This is a genomic window from Acinetobacter sp. MF4642 (assembly GCF_002018925.1).
GTDB lineage: Bacteria > Pseudomonadota > Gammaproteobacteria > Pseudomonadales > Moraxellaceae > Acinetobacter > Acinetobacter johnsonii.
The window spans coordinates 58,866-80,215 of the sequence record NZ_MVON01000008.1 but is presented as its reverse complement, the minus strand read 5'-3'; the positions used below and the strand labels follow the sequence as shown (position 1 = coordinate 80,215).

Genomic DNA, 21,350 nt, shown 5'->3' with positions numbered 1-21,350 from the left:
TTTTAAGCTATACCTTGAGAGTCAATGCCCAAAGAGGCATAATCCTACCTTTATTTCTGGCGGTACGCTGTTTACGTATTCGCTACCTTTAGCCATATAGTTGGATTTTTAACGCCATGATGCGAACTCATTACTGCGGTTCTTTAACCGAAACTCAAATTGATGAAACAGTAACTCTCTGCGGTTGGGTACACCGTCGCCGTGACCACGGTGGTGTCATCTTCCTTGATATGCGTGACCGTGATGGTCTTGTGCAAGTGGTTATTGACCCAGACACTCCTGAAGCATTCGCAACTGCAGACAAAGTACGTTCAGAATTCGTATTAAAAATTACAGGTCGTGTACGTCGTCGCTATGCAGGCACAGAAAATGCCAATATGGTGAGCGGTCAAATCGAAGTTTTAGGTAAAGAAATCGAAGTTCTTGCTGCATCAGAAACTCCGCCGTTCCCATTGAATGACGACAACACCAATATTTCTGAAGAAATTCGTTTGAAATACCGTTTCTTGGACATCCGTCGTCCTGAAATGTTAGATCGTTTACGTTTCCGTTCTAAGCTAACCAACCTCATTCGTAACTATTTCGAAGACAATGGTTTCTTGGACGTTGAAACTCCAATTTTAACCCGTGCAACGCCTGAAGGTGCACGTGACTACTTAGTGCCAAGCCGTGTTTCAAATGGTAGCTTCTACGCACTTCCACAATCACCACAGCTGTTCAAACAATTGTTGATGGTGGGTGGTATCGATCGTTACTACCAAATCGCAAAATGTTTCCGTGATGAAGACTTACGTGCAGACCGTCAGCCTGAATTCACCCAAATCGACGTTGAAACATCGTTCATGAGTGACGATGACATCATGGATTTAATGGAAACCTTGACCGTTAAGATGTTCAAAGAACTTCTTGATGTTCAATTCGATAAATTCCCACGCATGACGTATACAGATGCTATGCGTGACTATGCATCGGACAAACCAGACTTACGTATTCCTTTGAAATTGGTTGACGTTGCAGACCTGATGCAAGAAGTTGAATTCAAAGTATTCGCAGGTCCAGCGAAAGATCCTAAAGGCCGTATCGTTGCATTACGTGTTCCAGGTGCAGGCTCTTTACCACGTAGCCAAATCGATGAATACACGAAATTTGTCGGCATCTACGGTGCAAAGGGTTTAGCGTACATTAAAGTAAACGAGCTTGAAAAAGGTATCGAAGGCTTACAATCTCCAATCGTAAAATTCATCGAGCCAATCGTGCTTGATCTCTTGAAACGTGTTGGTGCAGAAAATGGCGATATCGTGTTCTTCGGTGCAGACAAAGCTAAAGTTGTGAACGATGCCATGGGTGCTTTACGTATTAAAGTCGGTCATGACTTGAAAATGTCGACTTGCGAGTGGGCACCGCTTTGGGTGGTTGACTTCCCAATGTTTGAAGAAACAGATGATGGCAAATGGACCTCTGTTCACCACCCATTCACACTGCCTAAATCAAGCGTTGAAGATGTGAAAAATAACCCAGGTGCTGCACTTTCTGTGGCGTATGACATGGTGTTAAACGGTACTGAAATTGGTGGTGGTTCACTGCGTATTCATAACCTAGAAATGCAAAAAGCAATTTTTGAAGCTTTAGGTATTGGTGAAGAAGAAGCAGAAGAGAAATTCAGCTTCTTACTCAACGCATTACGTTACGGTGCTCCTCCGCATGGTGGTTTAGCATTCGGTCTAGACCGTTTAGTCATGCTCATGACGGGTGGCGCGTCTATTCGTGACGTGATTGCATTCCCGAAAACCAAAACTGCTGAATGTCCATTAACGCAAGCGCCTGCACCAGTTGAATCAAATCAACTACGTGATTTGGGTATTCGCTTACGTGAAAAACCAAAAGCTGAAGAAACCAAATAATCTTTAGATTTTGATTAAAGAAACCCTGCCATGTGCAGGGTTTTTTCATTCAAGACAAGACCATCCATTCCATAGATATTTTTTAGCTTCAAATTTTCCAAAATTTCCTTTGAACTTTTGATCTATCCCCCTTACAGTGATTCACGATAGTCTATATTTTATTGCAGCAGTTCTTGCACTAAATCATTCTGTTGATTTATTCATTTATTTTGTTCTTAAGACGCTCATCTTTTTTTGATTTTATCTATCTTAGATTTTTAAGTCTCTTTGCAAAATTTTCTCTCATCTCATCTTTTCAAAAGATTTCTGAGTCAAAATATGGCTATTTATTATCTACTTAAAATCATCTCACTTTTTCCCTTGTCCTTTTTACAATACATCGCACGCGGAATTGCACACCTGCTTTACTATAGTGACTCTTCAATTAAGCGTATCACCACCATTAATCTGCAGTTGGCCTACCCTGAATTCGACCCAATAACACTCCAAAAACGCGTTCATCTCAGTATTCAAAGCCAGTGTCAGACCTATATCGAATTTTTAAAATGTTGGGGTATGTCACCACAATACAACTTAGAGTTATTAAAAAATATTCATGGTGAATCCGTTCTCACAGAGGCTTTAGCCAATAAAAAAGGCGTAATTGTGGTCATTCCGCATTTTGGCTGTTGGGAGCTGTTAAATGCATGGTTAAATGTCTATACGCAACCAATGATCATGTATAAACCCTATAAAATTAAAGGGATTAACCGCTATATTTTAGCTGCACGCCAAAAGTTTAATGCCACACTAGTTCCCACCGATGAAACAGGTATCCGCAGTATCTTCAAACACTTGAAACAAGGTGGGCTGACCGTGATTTTACCGGACCATCTACCAAAACCTAGCGGTGGTATTTATTCATATTTTTTCCAGCAAAATACTTTGTCCACGACACTTGTCTCTAAAATGGCGGCTAAAACGCAATGCAATGTGATTGGATTAAGTTGTATTCGTAATGCTGGCGCAGAGGGTTTTGATGTGTACTGTACTGAGTTATCTCAAGATATTTTATCGAAAGATCTACAGTTATCTGTGGACAGTTTAAATCTTGCCATGCAAGACATGATTAACCAAGCACCTGAACAATATATATGGTCCTATAGACGTTTTAGAAATTGTTATGGCAATATCAATGCTTATCGGATACAGCCACCAATGTAGGCTCCACAAACCAGCACGTGATTTCAAGAATTTTGAAAGAATAATTTATACTATTTCCTAACGGCCTGAATAGAATACTTTTATTCATTTGAGATCAATTCTCAGCAGTGGCATAATAGCGCACTGTTTTAGATAAGTTGTGAGCAACCGAATGGCTATGCGTCCTGAAGTCCGTCGTCGTGGTATTGTGCTAATTGTTTTTGCAATCGTACAGTGGTTTTTCATGCGCTATATTTTAGACAATCAATTATTTAATTTAACCACCTATGACCGCATTGTCTTTTTCTGTGTAAGTAGCCTTGCAGGTGCTTTTGTCATTTTTGTCGGCTTAATTTATATGGTCTTGAAAGGAAATGCGGATAAACCTAATTAGGGCCCTTTAAAAAGTAAATAAATACTTACTTTTTAAAGGGAATTTACAAAATTTATTTATTCAAAATTTCTTTAAAAATTGGCGTTAACAGTTTATTACCATACTCACTTAAATGATCACCATCTCGATATATGGGTCTTCCATTAAATTGACTGATGCACTCTCCATTTTTACATAAGATTTTGGCAGGATCTAGAACCTTTGCATTGCATCGTTGAGCACTGAAGTTAATGGCATCTCTAAATTTTCTAGATCTCTGCATATAACCTATATATGGGACAGAAGTTACAAATTTAGTTCCAAGAAGCTGGTTTCTAGCTAACATTTTGGGGACATGATTCGGCATTTCTGGGATAGGTTGCACAATATATAGCGGGTTTGTTTTTGTTATTTGGCAGAACGTCTCTTCTAATTTCAATGAAAAAATCTCAAAAACTTTTAATCTAGGCATCTCTAGATCATTATTAAAGTAAATTGCAGGTTTTTCATCTTCCACCCTACGTCTAGATGGATCTGTCTCTCCATCAATATATAAGGGAAATCTTGCAATTAGAATGATAGGAACATTTTCAAACTTTTTTGAGTTGATGAAATTAAAGCGTTTTTGATTAATCTCAGCACATTTATTTTGATGACTGCGAAATTGAGCATCAAGTAAAAGTGGGCATGCATCATTTGTTATGAACAATATACCTTCGTGATTAAGGTTTAAACTGGCTGATACAGAGGTGCTGAGCGCTGTCGCATGGCTATCACCGATCACAATGGCCTTTATTTTTTTATCATTTCCAATTTTGCAAATATTTGAGGTTTGAATATTTTCATTACAATCATATGGATTCATATCTTCAACCTCAGAAAGTATACTTAGTACTTTATCTGAATAATGGAATTTCATCCCATCAGTTTCTTTAATAATATATCCACAAGCTAAAATAATTAGAAAAATATATAAAGGCGTAATTTTATAAATTTCTCTCCATGAAGAATATCTAGGGAAATTGATTTTTTCAATAAGTTGATAACTTAAACACCCGAGTAAAATTGAAAGTGGTATTCCATACATCCACCAATCAGGAAGCACAAAGTAGAATCCAAAGACAGCCAATGGCCAATGCCAGACATATATTGAATATGACCATTTCCCAATGTAACTAAAAATAGGATTGCTAATCAATAAATTGTTCTGGTAATTGCTTACAATAATAAGATAGGCTCCCAATACTGGAATCAATGCCATATAGCCTGGCCACGGTGTATCTTTTGAAATCAAAAAATACGAAGTGCCTATTAAGATTAGTCCGAAGCACTGTGTGCTGATTTGTTGTAATTTATTCTTTAATGACCAAGGGTAGAGGAATGCTAATCCACCAAATAACATCTCCCAAGCACGGCTGGTTAGTAAAAAGTAAGCTGTTTTACTGTCTTTGTATGTTGCATACATACTAAAGATAAAACTTGCTATAAATAAACTAATTACAGCACGCTTAAGATTAGTGAAATTTAAATATTTCTTCAGTGTAATAATGATAATTGGGAAAAAAATATAGAATTGCCATTCTACAGAAAGTGACCAAGTATGTAGCAACCATTTAGTATGTTCTGCTGTATCGAAATACCCACCACCTTCCGCAAATAAAAGGTTTGAGATGAATAAAGCGCTTTTTTCAATCTGTTTGCCCAGATCACTGTAATCTGTAGGTAGTAAGTAGAACCAACCAAAAACAATTAATACTGTGGATACTGCGGCAAGTACTGGAATAATACGATTAGCGCGAGCATTGTAGAATTTGAATAAGTTAAAAGAGTCTTTCTCTACACCATTAAAAATAATGGAGGTCATTAAAAAGCCTGAAATGACAAAAAAAACATCAACTCCAGCAAATCCACCAGGTAACCATTGTGGCTTGAAGTGGAAAAGTACAACTGCAAGAACTGCAATTGCACGAAGTCCATTTATATCGTATCTAAAGTTCATTTATAGCAACTTATTCAATTACAGAATGCTGAATTTTCTCAGCAAAGAGGAGAGATGTGATTCAAGAATATTATTGCGATCACTAAGAAACAAGTACCTTCTATAAAAGATGTAAGGCAATCTATATCGAAACACACCTAGCATCTTTATGCAGATAATAGCAAAATCATAACCTCACTCAAGAATACTGCATTTCATGTGGTTCAGTCCTTGTTCAACATTATGCAAATCATTCGATAAAAGTAGGTTTTTCCTAAATCAAACTTTATGTATGGCTAGCACATAAAGTTTTGTCACTTACATTCTCTTCACTTTTATGGGAAAGATTCATAAAAATGAACACAAAAATAAAAAATTATATAAATAATAAATATCTATATTAAATCCTGAAGTTCTAACTGTATATTGATCCCCAATTGTTTCGTACGAGCATTAACAACAGCATGTCGAGTCAAAATTTTCCGTGTACTTTTAGCTAAATTTGTTGAACGCATAAACCAGCGGTAAAAAGCATTCCTACGCTGATATTTTTGAACCCAACGCTTATCACGACTGGCCTGTAAGTGCTCAATAGCAGGCTTTACAGAGTCTCCATATGCTTTTCGAGAGGTATCAAAAATGAAAGTATACTCAGGAGGAAGATTTTTCAATGTAATTTTCTTTTCTTCTACCCACTCAAGTATCAACTTCTGAAGAATAATTTGATCCCACACATCAGGTTCAGCCAACATCCTTTTCTCCCACTCATCCATAAGAAGGTATGCATTAGGCGTATTATTGATGAACATTGTCCCACTTAATAATCGATTACCATTAATAAAATGAATTGCAATATCTTCAGTAATAGAATTAAAATACGGTTTAATATCCTCCAGAATAATTGCATCAACATCAATATAAAGAACTGGCTCTTTTAATTTTCTATGAAATTCAGCAATAAAAGAAGGCTTTAATGCAATAATTCTCTGCCATTCATCTTGAGGTAGGCTTTCAAAATGAAATTTTATTCCAAATTTTATTGCAGAACATTCTAAAATTTTGGCATGTTTCGTATAAAGACTATCATCCGTATGAAATCCAAAAATTGTTAGCATGAAAGCCCTATATATATAAATAATAAAGAATAATCTTAAATAGTCATTGGGGCTTCGTCAACGAATAGGAAGTTCAAAATAACCAAATTACATAAATTCAGATAGCCAGCAATACTATCTGAATTTAATTTTAACAATATATTCCACCTTCCTAAAGCGTATCAGTTGAGCTAAAAACCGCCTAAACTCTTTTGTAAACTTACCTTTAAGCGTTAACCTTTCCTCAACTTTAGAAATATTTACTTTTCTTAATTTACGCTCTTGTGCTAAATAACTAGGTAGACTGGTTTTGCCTCTCATTAAGATAAAATCTTGGACAGAAAGCGCTGGTAACATTTGATAAACCTTATGTTCACCACTCACTAGATAGTCTTTAAACATAATATGATCGATTGGAATTAACTTATTATATTCTTTAATAAAAGCCAATAATGCACGAGCACCCTGATTTGACAAAATATAGCCCCCCTGTCCCCATATTCTTTGATTTCAAAGCAACCAATTTTCGAGTAGATGACAGGATACGCTTTGAATAAATAGAAGCACTTACTTTGGGATAAAATGCTTCTACTTTTATGATATGACTATCTTTTGGAACCGACACTCGGTTCTAGCTAGAAATAGTTGCCGCCTGTTGTCCTAAATGAATATCATCTTCAAATATACCAATGAAGTCTAGATTGTCATCACTGCTTTTTACCACAGTACAACATAGCTTAATAAACAACCAATTTCACTAAGCTTTAAGTCTAAGCTCCCGATATCTAAAAATAAATCTTTTGCTACCCGATCAATTAAATCAGGAGTAATTGCATTAAAAAAAACTGAATACTATTCCTTACTTACTAAATTCCGATGTAATATGTTCATTCTCGGAAGCCAGACTAATAACAAAGTTTTGCATAATTGTGACTGAACGATTGTACAACTAAAAAGGATTCATATGAGCGTAATCAATTAGTGTACAGCATTTCGCCCAAGATTCATACAATCTTGAACTACCAATTACCCTATCTTACTTTCAAACGCGTCTTATCTCATCTCACAACCAACACTCCTAAGTATATGATTTTAATAGTGAAAAAAATAAGGATCTTCAATACACTAGAAAAGTTAAAGTACTATAATTACAATAGTAATTTAAACATGGGTATGCAGTTTATCGAAGATAACGATTCTCTTTTAATTGCATTAATTTTTATAATTTATGAAAAGTGTTATCAAGATGAATAATGAAGTAATTCAAGTATTTGTAGGTTGTGATCCCAATAATTGTGACTTAGAACAAATGATGGTTCTTGAATATAGTCTTCGTAAGCACACTTCGCATCCTGTGAATATTACTTGGATGCAACTGAGTCATGACACAAACAGCCCTTGGTATACCAATCAGGAGACTGGTGAGGGATGGCGTACTGAAAAATGGGCTACTCCTTTTTCTGGTTTCCGTTGGGCCATTCCTGAATCGTGTAACTTCGAAGGCCGCGCAATTTACATGGATGCCGACGTCATTGTACTTTGTGATATTGCAGAACTTTGGTCTCATCCAATGCAAGACGATGCCATTGTTATCGCTAAGGGCGGCAAAAGCTCAGCGCGTCTATGTACTTGTGTATGGGATTGTAAAAAAGCCAAACAATATCTTCCAGCATTGAAAGACATTCAATCCAATCCAGATGCACATAAGAATTTAATGCGCCTTCTAAAAGAAAAACCAAATCTCGTACAACCTTATCAAGATTCTTACAATAATATTGATGGCGAAGGAATGTCGATTGAACAAATCAAAATTCTACATTACTCAGATATGGGCACGCAGTTCAGTCATATGTATTCATTATCTCGTCTTGAAGCAACAGGCCAAAAGCACTGGTTTGATGGTGAAATAATGCCTCACCCTAGGGCAGATCTAATAGCACTTTTTGATCAATATTATGACGAAGCACTAACTGCTGGATACAAACCAGAACAATATATGATTGAACCTTTTGGTGCTTTTACCAAAGCAACTCAAGCCAACTATCACGGCAATAAAATTACACGTCCAGGGCAGAAAGAATCTTGGTTCACTCAGAAGCTCAATAAATTAAAGTCTAAACTCAATAGCAACAAATTTAGACTAGATGACTAAAACTTAAAGTGACTGCTTTAGTCACAACTTAGCCAATTTTTTAAAACGTTCAACCTGAATGACTTGTTTATGATTCCTAAAAAGCTACAGACCTTACAATTATTTTTTTCAAACTTGTGTTTTAGAAGCATTTATAAAGTCGTTTATAAATTAAGTCATTCAAATCAATACAAACATAATCGCCGTTTTTGGCCGTATTATCAGGTTGAACGTGATACTGAAAATGGCTTACAAAAACTTTTTTTCAAACAGAAGTTGGTCGTCGATAATACGCAAGCTATTTGTACAGAAAATAAACCATGCATGATGATTGCAACTGGGCCATCAGTACAACGGATCCCTCCCGAAGCTTTTACCCGCTCCGACATAGATTATATTGGATTAAATGGCGCAATTTCGATGCCTAATGTTGCGTTTAAGCATTATGTCATTATTGACCATAATTTCGTTGAGAGCCGTTTTGATTTGGTGTTGAAAGTCCTCAATAGCAATTGTACGTTTTACACTACACCACGTTGTTTAGACCAGATTTTAAGAAAAGTTTTATTTCAGGATATCCAATGTAACATTAGAGTCGTAGAACCTATTACTCGCGGTGAAATTGAACCAATCTTACAGCCTAAAAAAGCGGTCGACATGCAAAAAAGTTATTTCTATACCAACAATCAATTGGGTTTTTCAACTCAAATATATACCGCGATCTTTGATTATTTTACTGTAGCCTACGTTGCACTACAGATTATTCACTCACTCCGCTATCAAGAGATTTACTTAGCTGGGTTAGACATGAATAATTTTTCCCAGCCCCGTTTCTATGAGAGTGCTGAAAATAAACAACCAACGCTTTTAGACAGATCATTAGATTTCACATTACCAGCTTTCGACTTAGCGGCACAGTTTTTTAAGGCTCAAGGAATTACCGTATATAACCTTTCTGAACATAGTGCTGTGGAAGCATTTCCAAAAGTAAATGCAAAGGACTTATTTAAATTCCAATAAAATACACCCGATTCAAGGCTATTTTTTCGAGTGCTGACTAAAAATCCAAAAGTGAGTGCTTGAAATATTGCCCTCGCGCAAAATGCTTATCCAATATCTGACGCTCTTTCCCTGCAAGTTTTATGAGATTCGGATACTCATCTGGAGCCTCACAAATAGCCAGATCAATTAGGGTCTTTTCCTTGACCCATTTATTCTTCACTTGATAGAAAAATGCATTCTCATCACAATTGATTAAAACCATACTCGGCGATATATCACGCATCACTTTCTGACATGCAACATAAGCCACGAGGTATTCTAAGCGACCTATATGCTGGAAATAATCTTGAGAATTATCATAGTTAGATTGAATATATTGAATATATTGTTTTGGCCCGATTTCAATAGCGCTAAAGAGTTCCTTAAACCATAATTGATAAAATGGATTGTGTGCTACGCTAGCCAGCAACCAGTTTTCGATTACTGGATAATCAGCTAATATGGTATTTTTTTTCCGATAATAGGCAAAACTTTGCGTTTGTGTTTGCTGGATGAGCTTTTCAATCCAATCTAATTTTTTATAAATAATAATACTCGCATCCAACCAAATTCCACCATAATGATAAATTAGGTCGAACCGAATTAAGTCTGCACGTTGTTGAGATGTTGCCTTCTGCAAAATAGGTGAAGTTAAATCAAAACTTATAAAATCCGCAACATTCTTTGGATTTAATAAATTCACGGTATAGTCAGGATGTAATTTCTCAATACGATCAATACAATGCTGAACCAAAGCTGGCATATTCCCTTCCCAATAGATCCATATCTTTTTAGGTAATTGAATGCCTTGATTCTCTAGCTTAGCCTGTAAAACAATCTGATCTGCATAGTTATCTATGGCATCACATTTATTTCGTTGTTTTAAATTAAGCAGTGTATAAAACTTTAAAATATAAAATAACTTTTTAAAAATTTTCATTTTAGTCGATCATTTAGCCTTGTATCGAAACACCTTAGGACAATTACAAATACTTATGCTTCACTGCATAAAATTTGTCGCGCCACATTCGTTTTTGTTTTTTAATCCCATAAGAAAAGCTTCGACCTTCTTTTTCTTTACGAGAAATTCCTTGTGCGGCTACAGTTCCCAAAATATCACTGTCTAAACCAGCGGGCCTTACCAAGGCTGGCCATACACTCAAACCTTTACCATTTTTACTGAGCCAGGTTTGGAAGAAAATATCAACAGGCATGGTCATTGATTTTCCTGCTTGTATAAATGCTTCTGCACCTTTGCGCGACCAAACTAAACCGAGACCACGAATAGGAAAATAAAAAGCGTGCCATAAACTCATGCCATCAATATTCGTAATATCTTTGCTCAGTTTTTTCTTTTTGGCTGCAATATTAATCAGATACCAATCCAGCTCTTTATGCTGATCGAGATACTCAATCACACCATCAAGTTTGTCTTTGAAGTCTTGGTTGATTTTCATATCATCTTCAAGTACCACCAAATAATCAGCATCCGTACTTAAAAATTGTTCCGCACAGCCATAATGACTTAAATAGCAGCCCAATTCTGAATTCATCAATCTGCGACCGAGTACGTCGTTCGCCCCTTGATCATCGTAGTTTGCAAATTCAGTTAAATCTTTACCACGACCATCGACTGCAGAAAAGCGCTCAAAAGGCCAGTTGACTTGATTCAGCTGCTGCGTTGCTCGCTCAAGTCGTTCTTGACTGCCATCCAAATTAATCAAATAAGTAACAACTTTCATGATGGACTCTTAAAAGCAATAGATTTAGGTAAATAGTCTTTAAATTTCAAATTCAAAGCTGATGATATTTTTTGAAATTGTTTCTCTTCAAATTGATCTAAACTTTGGATACAACCAAATTTAACATTAGAATTATTCAAATTTTTTAAAAATAATTCAATTGATGTTTCATTTTTCAAATATGCAATTTCGATATCATTGAAAAGCTCAGCTTGTTTGTACTTAATTTTTAAATGATTATTGAGCCCTACAGGTAAAAACTGTAAGGCACTACGAAAACGATAGGAAATTTGCTTTTCTAAAACAGATGGATGGGCTTCAAAGTATTTTTGAAATAATATTTTATCTAAAACATGTGGTCGATGATGAATCTCAAAATAGCGGCTCATCCCACACAACTCCGCACTCAACATCTGAGCAACCGTATATTTAGGCGCTAAGGGTTTAGCAAAATATTTATTCAACCCTTTACGTATATTAAATTTAGTTTTAACTAATAAATTATTAGACCAGTGCCCATAAATCTTAATATAATCATCGAGCAAGAAATCACTGATTTTAGATGGTGCATTAAAGAAAAAATCGTCATTTAAATAAATGAAATATTGCGATAAATTTGGAATATTCCAAAGCATCGTTTCAATTGTAAGTGAATTGAAAGTAGGTAAATACTGTTGGTAATTTCTAAATATTTCTTGATGATCAACCACTTGAATTTGACCAGAGCGACATAGCCCCTGCGCTTCAAACTCCCCAACAAAACTCGGCTGTTGGTGATCAGTTATAATGTAAATCGTTCCACAATACGGAACATATTTCAGAATTGAAGCAATCGAAAAATAGATTTCATCATTATGGGCAAATCGAGTGTCTTCCGCTGCACCTTTTACAACATTTTCAGGTTGAAATTGTTGACGTTTCAATCGATGATTTTCATCACTTCCATCAACCCAAGCAATAACAAAATCTAGTTTTTTCATAATTTTCTAATCAAAAGTAAACCAACATTGGGTTTTTAATGCCAAGCCTCTTTAATCCAATCTGATGGCAAGACGTAACGATACCACTTGCCACCACCACCATTTACTGCATCAGGTGGATTAATTTCCCCATGGAAAACAATAATTTTTGCACCTTCGGGTTTTACGGGTGCTTTAAAGTACGCCAAAGGTATTTTTTGCAAGCAATGATACTTATAACTTTTACACCAACTGTCAGGCCAGTAAGAGAGCTTTTTCTCTTGATCGACATACCAAGACAAATAAGCTTGCTCATTGCGGAACTTTTGACGAATTTCATCAAAATGCTCACGAAAATATGGCATCAATCCTGGAAAAGCACCCAACTTAAAACGGTAAACTGAACTATTCCCCGTAATACGCCAAGGACGCTTCCAGTCATGAATAATCAGAAAATCCCCAGAATGGGTAAAGAAACTATCGATGTTATCAACAATCACGACATCCAAGTCTAAAAAGAGCGCATTGCCTTTTAAACCATAAAGATCTGGCTCAAACGTAGACAATTTATTCCAGCCACGTTCAGGGCTCCCCTCTGGAAGTGCTAATGGAGGAATAGGAAAACACTGTACAGCAGGATCAATACCATCGGTACGGTCAGTTAAACACACCATTTTAAAGTCAACAGTAGTGTGGCGTTTTACCATGTTATACAAGCGATTAACGTAGTCCGAACCATATTTGGTCCCCCACTTCATACACAGCACAATATTCTGATTTTGTTGCTCTGTTGTATTTAAAACGTCATCATTTTCATGTATAGACATGCTTGAAACTACCGATCTACATAGTATTTTGCATCATAACATAGTCTAGGTTTGATTGAAGATTAGAGCCATAAAATCCCAAGTAATTACACGGTAATTAAACTGAAATGTATTGTTCATTTACGTGACATCTTGCTCCTGCACCGTATTATAAAATAATTCAGAATCAACAGAATGAAAATTACAGTGGTCGGTTTAGGCTATGTTGGACTCTCTAATGCTTTGATCTTAGCGCAACAGCACTGTGTCACTGCATTTGATATCGATGAAAATCGTATTCATCAGTTAAATCAAAAAATCTCCCCAATTCAAGATAAAGACATCTCATTATTCCTAGAAAATGAAAACCTTCATTTTAAAGCAACGTCAAATAAAATAGATAGTTACATCAATGCTGAGGTTATTCTGATTGCAACGCCCACCAATTACGACACCATCACCAATCAATTTGACACTTCAAGTGTGGAGCAAGTCATTCACGATATCCAGCACACTAACCCACTTGCCACCATCATCATTAAATCGACAGTACCTGTCGGCTTTACACAAAGAATGCGACTGCGATTTAACACAAACAATATTATTTTTTCACCAGAATTCTTACGTGAGGGCAAAGCACTTCAGGATAATCTTTACCCTTCTCGAATTATTATAGGTGAGCAATCGGAACGTGCTGAAACATTGGCACAACTCTTTCTTAATAGTGCCATTAAAAAAGACTGCCCTGTACTATTTACTCACTCCACTGAAGCAGAGGCTATCAAATTATTTGCCAATACTTATCTCGCCATGCGTGTCGCTTATTTCAATGAACTTGACACCTATGCTCAAGTTTTTGATTTAGATACTCGTCAAATTATTGATGGCGTGTGTCTTGATCCGCGTATTGGAAAGTTTTACAACAATCCTTCTTTTGGCTATGGTGGATATTGCCTCCCCAAAGACACTAAACAACTTTTAGCAAATTATGAGCAAGTCCCAAGTAACTTAATTCAAGCAGTTGTAGATGCAAATAGAACCCGCAAGGATTTCATTGCTGAAACGATTATTCAAAAAAATCCCAAAGTAGTTGGTATTTACCGTTTAATCATGAAATCAGGATCTGATAATTTTCGCTCATCCGCAATTTTAGGAATTATGCGCCGAATTAAGGCGCAAGGCATCAAGGTGATTATTTACGAGCCAAATATTTCAGAAAAAAAATTTGCCAATAGTAAAGTTATTCGCGATCTCAAAAAATTTAAGCAAGTCGCTGACTTAATTATTAGCAATCGTCAAACATCAGAACTAAATGACGTCCAAAATAAACTCTACACTCGAGATATTTTCGGTATCGATGACTAAACTGAAGACCAACAAAAAAGGACTCCGAAGAGCCCTTTTCCACCTAATTACTTATTTTACATAAGTTAACCAGTGTGCGTATTTCGGGTCTTCACCCTTAACCGCATTAAAGAATGTGGTTTGAATTTGTTCAGTAATAGGACCACGCGTACCTGAACCAATTTCACGGTCATCATATTCACGAATAGGCGTCACTTCAGCAGCTGTACCTGTAAAGAATGCTTCATCTGCAATGTAGAATTCATCACGTGTAATACGACGCTCAACCACGTCATAGCCCAAGTCTTTTGCGATGGTAATAATGGTTTGACGCGTAATGCCATCCAGTGCACCACCTGCGATGTCAGGTGTATGTAAAACACCATCTTTCACCAAGAATACGTTTTCGCCAGAACCTTGGCATACATAACCTTGAGGGTCGAGCAACATTGCTTCGTCATAGCCTGAATGTGCCACCTCTTGGTGAGCCAAAATCGACAAGGTATAGTTACCTGACGCTTTTGCTTTACACATCGTCACGTTTGGATGATGGTGAGTAAATGATGAGGTCTTCACACGAATACCTTTCGCCATTGCTTCGTCACCAAGGTACGCACCCCAGCTCCACGCAGCAACCACCGCATGAATCGTATTGTCTGTTGCAGCAATACCTAATTTTTCCGAACCAATAAAAATAATTGGGCGCAAGTAGCAAGACGCTAATTTATTTTCACGAACCACATCAATTTGAGCTTGCTCTAGTGTTGCTTGATCAAATGGGACTTTCATTTGATAAATTTTTGCAGAGTTCAATAAACGCTTAGTGTGTTCCTTTAGACGGAAAATAGCCGTGCCATTCGGTGTTTCATAGGCACGGACACCTTCAAACACACCCATGCTGTAGTGCAAAGTATGTGTTAATACGTGAGTTTTTGCCTCACGCCAGTCAACCAATTGTCCATCTTGCCAAATAAAACCATCACGATCAGCCAAATTCATGACACACACTCCAAATTTATATACACAGTCATGTTACCCAATGCTCACGATTGAGCTTGGATCAATTAATCTTTGCCATAATTTGCAAACGATCACTCGGGTATCGCGCCAGTCCGCAGCATTTACTTGCATGGATTGATTCGCAAGGGCTAAACGGTGGCTCTCGGCTCGTTCACTGAGATAAGCTTGAATCAATGCAGTCGCATCGTCACTGGATAAGCAACTGGCTTTTGCGGCGTCTTCAAGGATTCGTACATTGTCGGAATAATGGGCAAGATCTGGATGAGATCCGCTCCATGCCAACACAGCATACTGTGCCATAAATTCGATATCGACGATACCACCTGCGTCTTGTTTTAAATGAAAAATTCCATCTTTTTGTTGTTCTTTAGAAGAACCCAAATGGTCTTTCATTTTTTGACGCATCTTCAGCACTTCTGCGCGTACATTTTCTTCATCACGTGGCTGCGTCAAAATCCGACAGCGCAATGCTTCAAACTTATCACGCAAACTTGGCTCACCCGCAATCGAACGAGCACGTACCAATGCTTGATGCTCCCAGACCCATGCATTTTTCAACTGATATTGCTCAAAGGCTTTTAAACTGGTAACCAATACCCCTGCTTCACCCGATGGACGTAAGCGCGTATCGATTTCATAGACCCGACCATCAAGGGTCTGCGTGGTCATCAACGACATAAATTTCTGCGCAACACGCATTGCAAACTCGAACCCACTAATCGACTTCAGCCCATCTGTATCGGCTTGCTCATCCATATAATGAATAAAGACCAGATCTAAGTCCGAGCCATAACCCAGCTCAATCCCACCAACCTTGCCATAACCCACCACAGCAAATGCCAAATGATCGATCGAACAGCGCTGTCCCTCAACATCGAGCGGATAACCATGTTTCTTTGCCGTCATTTGATAGGCTAAATTTAAAGTCGTACTGACCGAAACTTCTGCAATATCGGTCAAAGCATCGGATACTTTCATCAACGGACTTTCAGCCAAGACATCACTGGCTGCAACCGCCAAAACATTGGATTTTTTAAATAGGCGCAGCACACGCATCAAATCTTCAACGTCATCAAGCTCAATACGAAGCAACTGTTGACGCAGAGAATCTTCCAAATCTTGACGGCGCGGCAGCTCAAAGTCCATGGACAAAAATTCATCCAAGAGCACTGGATAATGGGTCAATTCTTCACAAATCCATGGACTTACGGTTGCCATTTTCACCAAGCGCTGTAACGCCCCTTTACTCTCAATCAACATGACCAAATATACGGTGCGCCGCATCACAGACTCGACCAAAGGCATGAGGCGAAGCAGCGCGGCTTGCGGCTTATCTGACTGTAAAATCGCTTCAATCAAATGCGGCCAAAACATTTTTAAACGCTGCACCGCTTTTGCAGGCAGTTTTTTTAGCGCATGCCCATTCCAAAATTCATGAATGAGGTTTTTTGCATTCGCATCCAACACCTCATTTAAACGCGCCTCTAACTGACCAAAGCTTTCTACGAAAGGGTCATGCTCTTTTTCTTTAATTAAATGCTCAAATTGGTAAATAACTTTGGCGCGCTTTTGGTTTAAATGTTCAATAAATGCATCCCAGCTTACAAAACCCAAGGTGTCAATCATCCTTTGTCTAAGTTCTGGTTCCGTTGGCAAAGACTGGGTTTGTTGATCATTCAGAGCTTGAATGGCATGCTCTACACGGCGCAGAAATAAGTAGGCATCTTCCAGCTCACTGACCGCTTGCCCATCCAGCAAACCCACTTCGCCCAAATGATGCAAGCTCACTAAACATTGACGGTCTTGTAATTCTAATTTTGCCCCACCATAAATCAGCTGAAACACCTGCACAATAAATTCGACTTCACGAATACCACCTGCACCCAACTTAATATCATCTTCGATATTGCGGCGTAATACTTCACGCTCAATCATGGCTTTCATTTCGCGCATGGCTTCAAAAGCGGTGTAATCGACATACTTACGGAACACGAAAGGACGAGTCATGTCCAACAACTCATTCCCCTCTTTGCCCCCTGTCACAATCCGCGCCTTAATCCACGCATAGCGCTCCCACTCGCGACCATGCTGGCTTAAATACTTCTCCAGCGCCGCATGACTAATGGCCAATGCAGAACCATCACCCCAAGGACGTAAGCGCATATCCACACGGAAGACAAAACCATCAGCCGTGATATGGTCCAACAAGTAAATGAGTTTCTGACCCCACAAAATGCAAAACTGTTGTACGTCTATGCATTTACGACCATCAGTTTCACCTTGCTCATCAAAAGCAAAAATCAAGTCGATATCACTGGAGAGATTCAACTCTTGTGCACCGAGCTTCCCCATCGCGACCACAATTAAATCTTGAATTTTATGGTTATAACCCACAGGCTGACCATGTTTAGTCACCAATGGCGCTAAGGCAAACGCTTTTGCCACACAAATGGCTGCATCGGCAAAATCCGATAACTCTCGCGTTAGCGTCATCACATCGATCAGTTGATTGGCATCCTGCCAAATCCAGCGAAACATTAAACGCGCACGTAAAATTCGGATGGTGCGCATCCATGTAGTTTCATCACTGATCTCTTTTAAGCTATTTTGAACGACATCAAAAATTTGTTCGGTGGTCAAAGGTTGAGAAAATTGATCAATTGCATAATCTTGTTCAAGATAAACCTGATGTATAGATAGGACTTGTTCCGCATATTGACTTGCGCGCAATGTCTTTTGCAATTGCTCAGCATTCATGATCGACCCTTTCGCATTGTTTTGGTTATTTATAACAGCAGATCATGAGATTAGGGGAATTATTTTATAAGAAAAATATGATTATTCACTAAATTCTTGCTGGGATGTCTCGAGTGACAATGCTTGATGTGCGCTGTTCGAACGTGGCAGGCTGACGATAAAAGTTGAACCTACACCTTCTTTCGATGTGACTGAAATTTCACCTTTATTCAAATCAACAAAACGCTTACACAACACCAGACCTAGACCAGTCCCATTCTCCCCAGCTGTCCCCTTAAAACTAACGGTTAGTTTCGGTTCAAACAAAGATTCGATTTGCCCCAAGGTCATACCTAGACCCGTATCTTGAATGTAGATATCGATAAAATCATCACGTTTTTTGGCATCAATCGTCACAACACCTTCGCCATGCATATGGGTAAATTTCAGCGCATTTGAGACCAAGTTTTGGATCACCGAGGTCACCATATTGATATCTGCAAAAATCTTTAAATCATCGGGGACACGGTCAATCAGTTGAATATTTTTATTGATAGCCAACGCATGCAACACATCAAAAACGATTTGAGAGGACTGCTTAAGCTTGTAATGGATGGGGTGATAAACAAAGCGCCCGCCTTCTGCCATCGCCCAATTCAGTAAACTCTCCAACAAGCTATAAGTCGATTGTGCGGTATCATGCAAATAATCTGCAATGCTTTGCACACCAGACTCATCCAAACTTTTGCGCTCTTCAGCCAACACTTCTGAGAAACCAATTAAGCCATGAAAAGGCGCCCTTAAGTCATGTGCAATAATTTGGAAAAATTTGGTTTTACTGACATTCATAGCCACCTGTTGCTCATACAACTCTTTGAGCTCCGCATTTTCCATGCGCAAATGTAGCAGATTGAGAAAACCAGATGCCAGTTCATAGACATTTTCTACAGCATCTTGCATAAAAGCTTCCAACTGTTCATCAAAGAAAATCACTTGCCCTATAGATTTATCCGATGCCTTTAAATCCAATGCGATGATACGGCGATGTTCAAAGCCTAGAGCACTCACCTGCTGAGAAAGATGATGATAATGGCGATGCAGGACATCAATCGTGATATCCCCTTCAAAATGAGTAGCAAAATTGGCTTCAGCGGGTAACTGAAAAGCATTGAATGCATGTTTGCCTGCATACCAACTATAAGGTTCATTGCTAAACGTTAAAATTGCGGCATGTGCACCTAAAATTTTTCGCGCAAATTTGAGAAAGCTCTTAATTTTATTGTCATTACTGTTCACGCCCAACAATAAAGATAAGTGGCAAGCACTTAACTGTTCTGTATCAGACCCGACATCTAGCAATTGAATACCCATTTCTGCCTCATCTTTTGTGATTTTTTCGGCACAAACCTATTATTTACTTCTATTTATTAGCAAATTTTCAGCATTAAAACAATATAAAAATACAACAATACAAGCGTGGCATTTAACAAAAAAATCAATTATGTCAGGCTTTTATCTTGTGAGTACTTTCTCTTTTTGAAAAATCGTTATTTATCAGAATGATTAAAACAAAATTTTGAGTCCATTATATGAGGAAATAATTAAGCAAACCCACCCCAAACATTCAATTGCTTTAAGCCATCTGTAACGTTTTACGGCGATTTAATTCAAATCTTAAATTTCAGGCAATAAAAAACCCAAGACTGAATATGCTTGGGTTTTTTAATATCTTGGTCCCGAGGGTCGGACTCGAACCGACACGTCATCTCTGACAGCGGATTTTGAGTCCGCCGCGTCTACCAATTTCACCACCTCGGGAAGGTGTTGATGCGTATATTAAACTTTTTGAAAAACTTGTCAACGTAAGTTGGTGATGATTGGCTATTTTTAAGTCATATTTGATTTTTTAGCTTTATATTTGTGCAATTTCAGCGTTTTTCCGCAAAAACGCATATACTAAGCGCAATTTTGACCTCCCTTATTTTGACGCTGCTTTCCCATCATGCAACTTTCTGATTTTAATTTCGACCTCCCTAATGAACTCATTGCCCGTTATCCTTTAGACACGCGCAGTGCATCTCGACTATTACACCTCGATGCTCAAGGTCAGCATCATGACTTTCAATTCACCGACATTTTAGATTTGCTCGATGCAGGTGATTTACTGGTCTTAAATGACACCAAAGTGATGAAAGCACGTCTCAAAGGCAAACGTGCCAGTGGCGGAGCTGTCGAAGTTCTGGTTGAACGCATGCAAGATGCATTTATTGCACACTGCCACATCAAAGCCAGCAACACACCCAAAGCGGGAGCTGAGCTCTTTATTGGCCCAGATGCCGTTAAAGTCACAGTGCTAGGTCGTCATGAAAATTTATTTATTGTGGAGTTTTCCCAGCCAATTTTAACGGTGCTGGATTTATACGGACAACTTCCGATCCCTCCCTACTTCAATCGTGAAGCTGAAGCCATTGATACCGAGCGTTATCAAACAGTATTTAATGATCCAACCAAGTTAGCCAGTGTCGCTGCACCTACCGCAAGCTTACACTTCGACCAAAAGCTGTTGGATCAACTTGAAGCCAAAGGTATTCAGAAAACCTTTGTCACTTTACACGTCGGTGCTGGCACCTTTCTGCCTGTACGTACCAATGACATTGCCAATCACATTATGCACAGTGAATGGTGTGATGTTCCAGAGCACGCCGTTGAGCTGATTCGCCAAACCAAAGCTCGTGGCAACAAAGTCATTTCTGTTGGAACAACCGCCACCCGTGCCGTAGAAAGTGCAGCGCAGGCACATGATGGTGAACTCAAAGCGTGGACGGGAGATACTCAAATTTTTATCTATCCAGGTTATGAGTTCAAAGTGGTGGATCGTCTTATCACCAACTTCCATCTGCCTGAATCGACCCTCTTGATGTTGGTTTCAGCGTTGTCAAATCGTGATAATATTTTGACGGCTTATCAACATGCGGTAGCCAACCAGTATCGCTTCTTTAGTTATGGCGATGCCATGTTAGTCGACCAACTTCAACCCAAATAA

General features: G+C 38.2%; 17 protein-coding genes and 1 tRNA gene. 7 read left to right on the top strand and 11 right to left on the bottom strand.

Annotated elements, in window-relative coordinates; all coding sequences use genetic code 11:
• Nucleotides 1–116 precede the first annotated feature (116 nt).
• The 3 genes from aspS (at nt 117) to MF4642_RS06525 (ending at nt 3,477) form a co-directional block, all read left to right on the top strand.
• The gene (aspS, locus tag MF4642_RS06535; RefSeq protein WP_004697728.1) at nt 117–1,901 is read left to right on the top strand and encodes an aspartate--tRNA ligase; all 1,785 of its coding nucleotides are present in this window, start codon (nt 117–119) and stop codon (nt 1,899–1,901) included.
• A 318-nt stretch (nt 1,902–2,219) separates the two neighbouring features.
• Nucleotides 2,220–3,104 carry a lysophospholipid acyltransferase family protein gene (locus MF4642_RS06530; protein WP_078425688.1) on the top strand — a complete coding sequence of 295 codons (885 nt, stop codon included), beginning with the start codon at nt 2,220–2,222 and terminating at the stop codon, nt 3,102–3,104.
• A gap of 151 nt (nt 3,105–3,255) precedes the next feature.
• Nucleotides 3,256–3,477, top strand: a complete 222-nt coding sequence (locus MF4642_RS06525) for a hypothetical protein (RefSeq protein ID WP_010327507.1) — start codon at nt 3,256–3,258, stop codon at nt 3,475–3,477.
• Nucleotides 3,478–3,529: 52 nt separating this feature from the next.
• Here MF4642_RS06525 and MF4642_RS06520 read toward each other — a convergent pair whose 3' ends face one another.
• The 3 genes from MF4642_RS06520 to MF4642_RS17145 all read right to left on the bottom strand — a co-directional run bounded on the left by MF4642_RS06520 (nt 3,530) and on the right by MF4642_RS17145 (nt 7,005).
• Nucleotides 3,530–5,455 (bottom strand): acyltransferase family protein, encoded by a 1,926-nt coding sequence (locus MF4642_RS06520; protein ID WP_058870284.1) that lies wholly within the window; start codon nt 5,453–5,455, stop codon nt 3,530–3,532.
• A gap of 374 nt (nt 5,456–5,829) precedes the next feature.
• The gene (locus tag MF4642_RS06515) at nt 5,830–6,549 is read right to left on the bottom strand and encodes a putative nucleotide-diphospho-sugar transferase (RefSeq protein WP_058870285.1); all 720 of its coding nucleotides are present in this window, start codon (nt 6,547–6,549) and stop codon (nt 5,830–5,832) included.
• 114 nt (nt 6,550–6,663) lie between these two features.
• A complete protein-coding gene (locus tag MF4642_RS17145; protein ID WP_162841301.1) occupies nt 6,664–7,005 on the bottom strand; it encodes a hypothetical protein in 342 nt (113 codons plus the stop codon).
• Nucleotides 7,006–7,774: 769 nt separating this feature from the next.
• Here MF4642_RS17145 and MF4642_RS06505 point away from each other — a divergent pair.
• Together MF4642_RS06505 and MF4642_RS06500 are read left to right on the top strand one after the other, a co-directional pair.
• Nucleotides 7,775–8,680 carry a glycosyl transferase gene (locus MF4642_RS06505; protein WP_078425687.1) on the top strand — a complete coding sequence of 302 codons (906 nt, stop codon included), beginning with the start codon at nt 7,775–7,777 and terminating at the stop codon, nt 8,678–8,680.
• 69 nt (nt 8,681–8,749) lie between these two features.
• A complete protein-coding gene (locus MF4642_RS06500; protein WP_078425686.1) occupies nt 8,750–9,679 on the top strand; it encodes a lipopolysaccharide biosynthesis protein in 930 nt (309 codons plus the stop codon).
• Between the two features lie 37 nt (nt 9,680–9,716).
• On the opposite strand, the gene MF4642_RS06495 is transcribed toward MF4642_RS06500, so the two are convergent.
• The 4 genes from MF4642_RS06495 to MF4642_RS06480 are packed head-to-tail and all read right to left on the bottom strand — an operon-like array spanning nt 9,717 to nt 13,228.
• Nucleotides 9,717–10,640: a glycosyltransferase family 32 protein gene (locus tag MF4642_RS06495; RefSeq protein ID WP_078425685.1), complete on the bottom strand. Its 924-nt coding sequence runs from the start codon at nt 10,638–10,640 to the stop codon at nt 9,717–9,719.
• Nucleotides 10,641–10,683: 43 nt separating this feature from the next.
• Nucleotides 10,684–11,442: a glycosyltransferase family 25 protein gene (locus MF4642_RS06490; protein ID WP_078425684.1), complete on the bottom strand. Its 759-nt coding sequence runs from the start codon at nt 11,440–11,442 to the stop codon at nt 10,684–10,686.
• Nucleotides 11,439–12,422: a Stealth CR1 domain-containing protein gene (locus tag MF4642_RS06485; RefSeq protein ID WP_058870288.1), complete on the bottom strand. Its 984-nt coding sequence runs from the start codon at nt 12,420–12,422 to the stop codon at nt 11,439–11,441. Before MF4642_RS06485 ends, MF4642_RS06490 begins: the two co-directional genes overlap by 4 nt.
• Before the next feature lie 35 nt (nt 12,423–12,457).
• Complete coding sequence (locus MF4642_RS06480; RefSeq protein ID WP_078425683.1) at nt 12,458–13,228, bottom strand: glycosyltransferase; 771 nt, start codon at nt 13,226–13,228, stop codon at nt 12,458–12,460.
• Nucleotides 13,229–13,402: 174 nt separating this feature from the next.
• Between MF4642_RS06480 and MF4642_RS06475 the strand changes: the two genes are divergently transcribed.
• Nucleotides 13,403–14,572 carry a nucleotide sugar dehydrogenase gene (locus MF4642_RS06475; RefSeq protein WP_078425682.1) on the top strand — a complete coding sequence of 390 codons (1,170 nt, stop codon included), beginning with the start codon at nt 13,403–13,405 and terminating at the stop codon, nt 14,570–14,572.
• Between the two features lie 51 nt (nt 14,573–14,623).
• Here the strand turns inward: MF4642_RS06475 and MF4642_RS06470 are convergent, their stop codons facing one another.
• From MF4642_RS06470 to MF4642_RS06455, 4 genes are all read right to left on the bottom strand, one after another.
• On the bottom strand, nt 14,624–15,550 hold the full coding sequence (locus MF4642_RS06470) for a branched-chain amino acid transaminase (protein WP_078425681.1): 927 nt from the start codon (nt 15,548–15,550) through the stop codon (nt 14,624–14,626).
• A gap of 33 nt (nt 15,551–15,583) precedes the next feature.
• Nucleotides 15,584–18,328, bottom strand: coding sequence for a bifunctional [glutamate--ammonia ligase]-adenylyl-L-tyrosine phosphorylase/[glutamate--ammonia-ligase] adenylyltransferase (gene glnE / locus MF4642_RS06465; protein ID WP_078425680.1), 2,745 nt, complete (start codon nt 18,326–18,328; stop codon nt 15,584–15,586).
• An 81-nt stretch (nt 18,329–18,409) separates the two neighbouring features.
• Nucleotides 18,410–19,678 carry a sensor histidine kinase gene (locus MF4642_RS06460; protein WP_078425679.1) on the bottom strand — a complete coding sequence of 423 codons (1,269 nt, stop codon included), beginning with the start codon at nt 19,676–19,678 and terminating at the stop codon, nt 18,410–18,412.
• A gap of 360 nt (nt 19,679–20,038) precedes the next feature.
• A tRNA-Leu gene (locus tag MF4642_RS06455) sits at nt 20,039–20,125 on the bottom strand.
• Nucleotides 20,126–20,309: 184 nt separating this feature from the next.
• Between MF4642_RS06455 and queA the strand changes: the two genes are divergently transcribed.
• Nucleotides 20,310–21,350, top strand: a complete 1,041-nt coding sequence (gene queA, locus MF4642_RS06450; RefSeq protein ID WP_078425678.1) for a tRNA preQ1(34) S-adenosylmethionine ribosyltransferase-isomerase QueA — start codon at nt 20,310–20,312, stop codon at nt 21,348–21,350.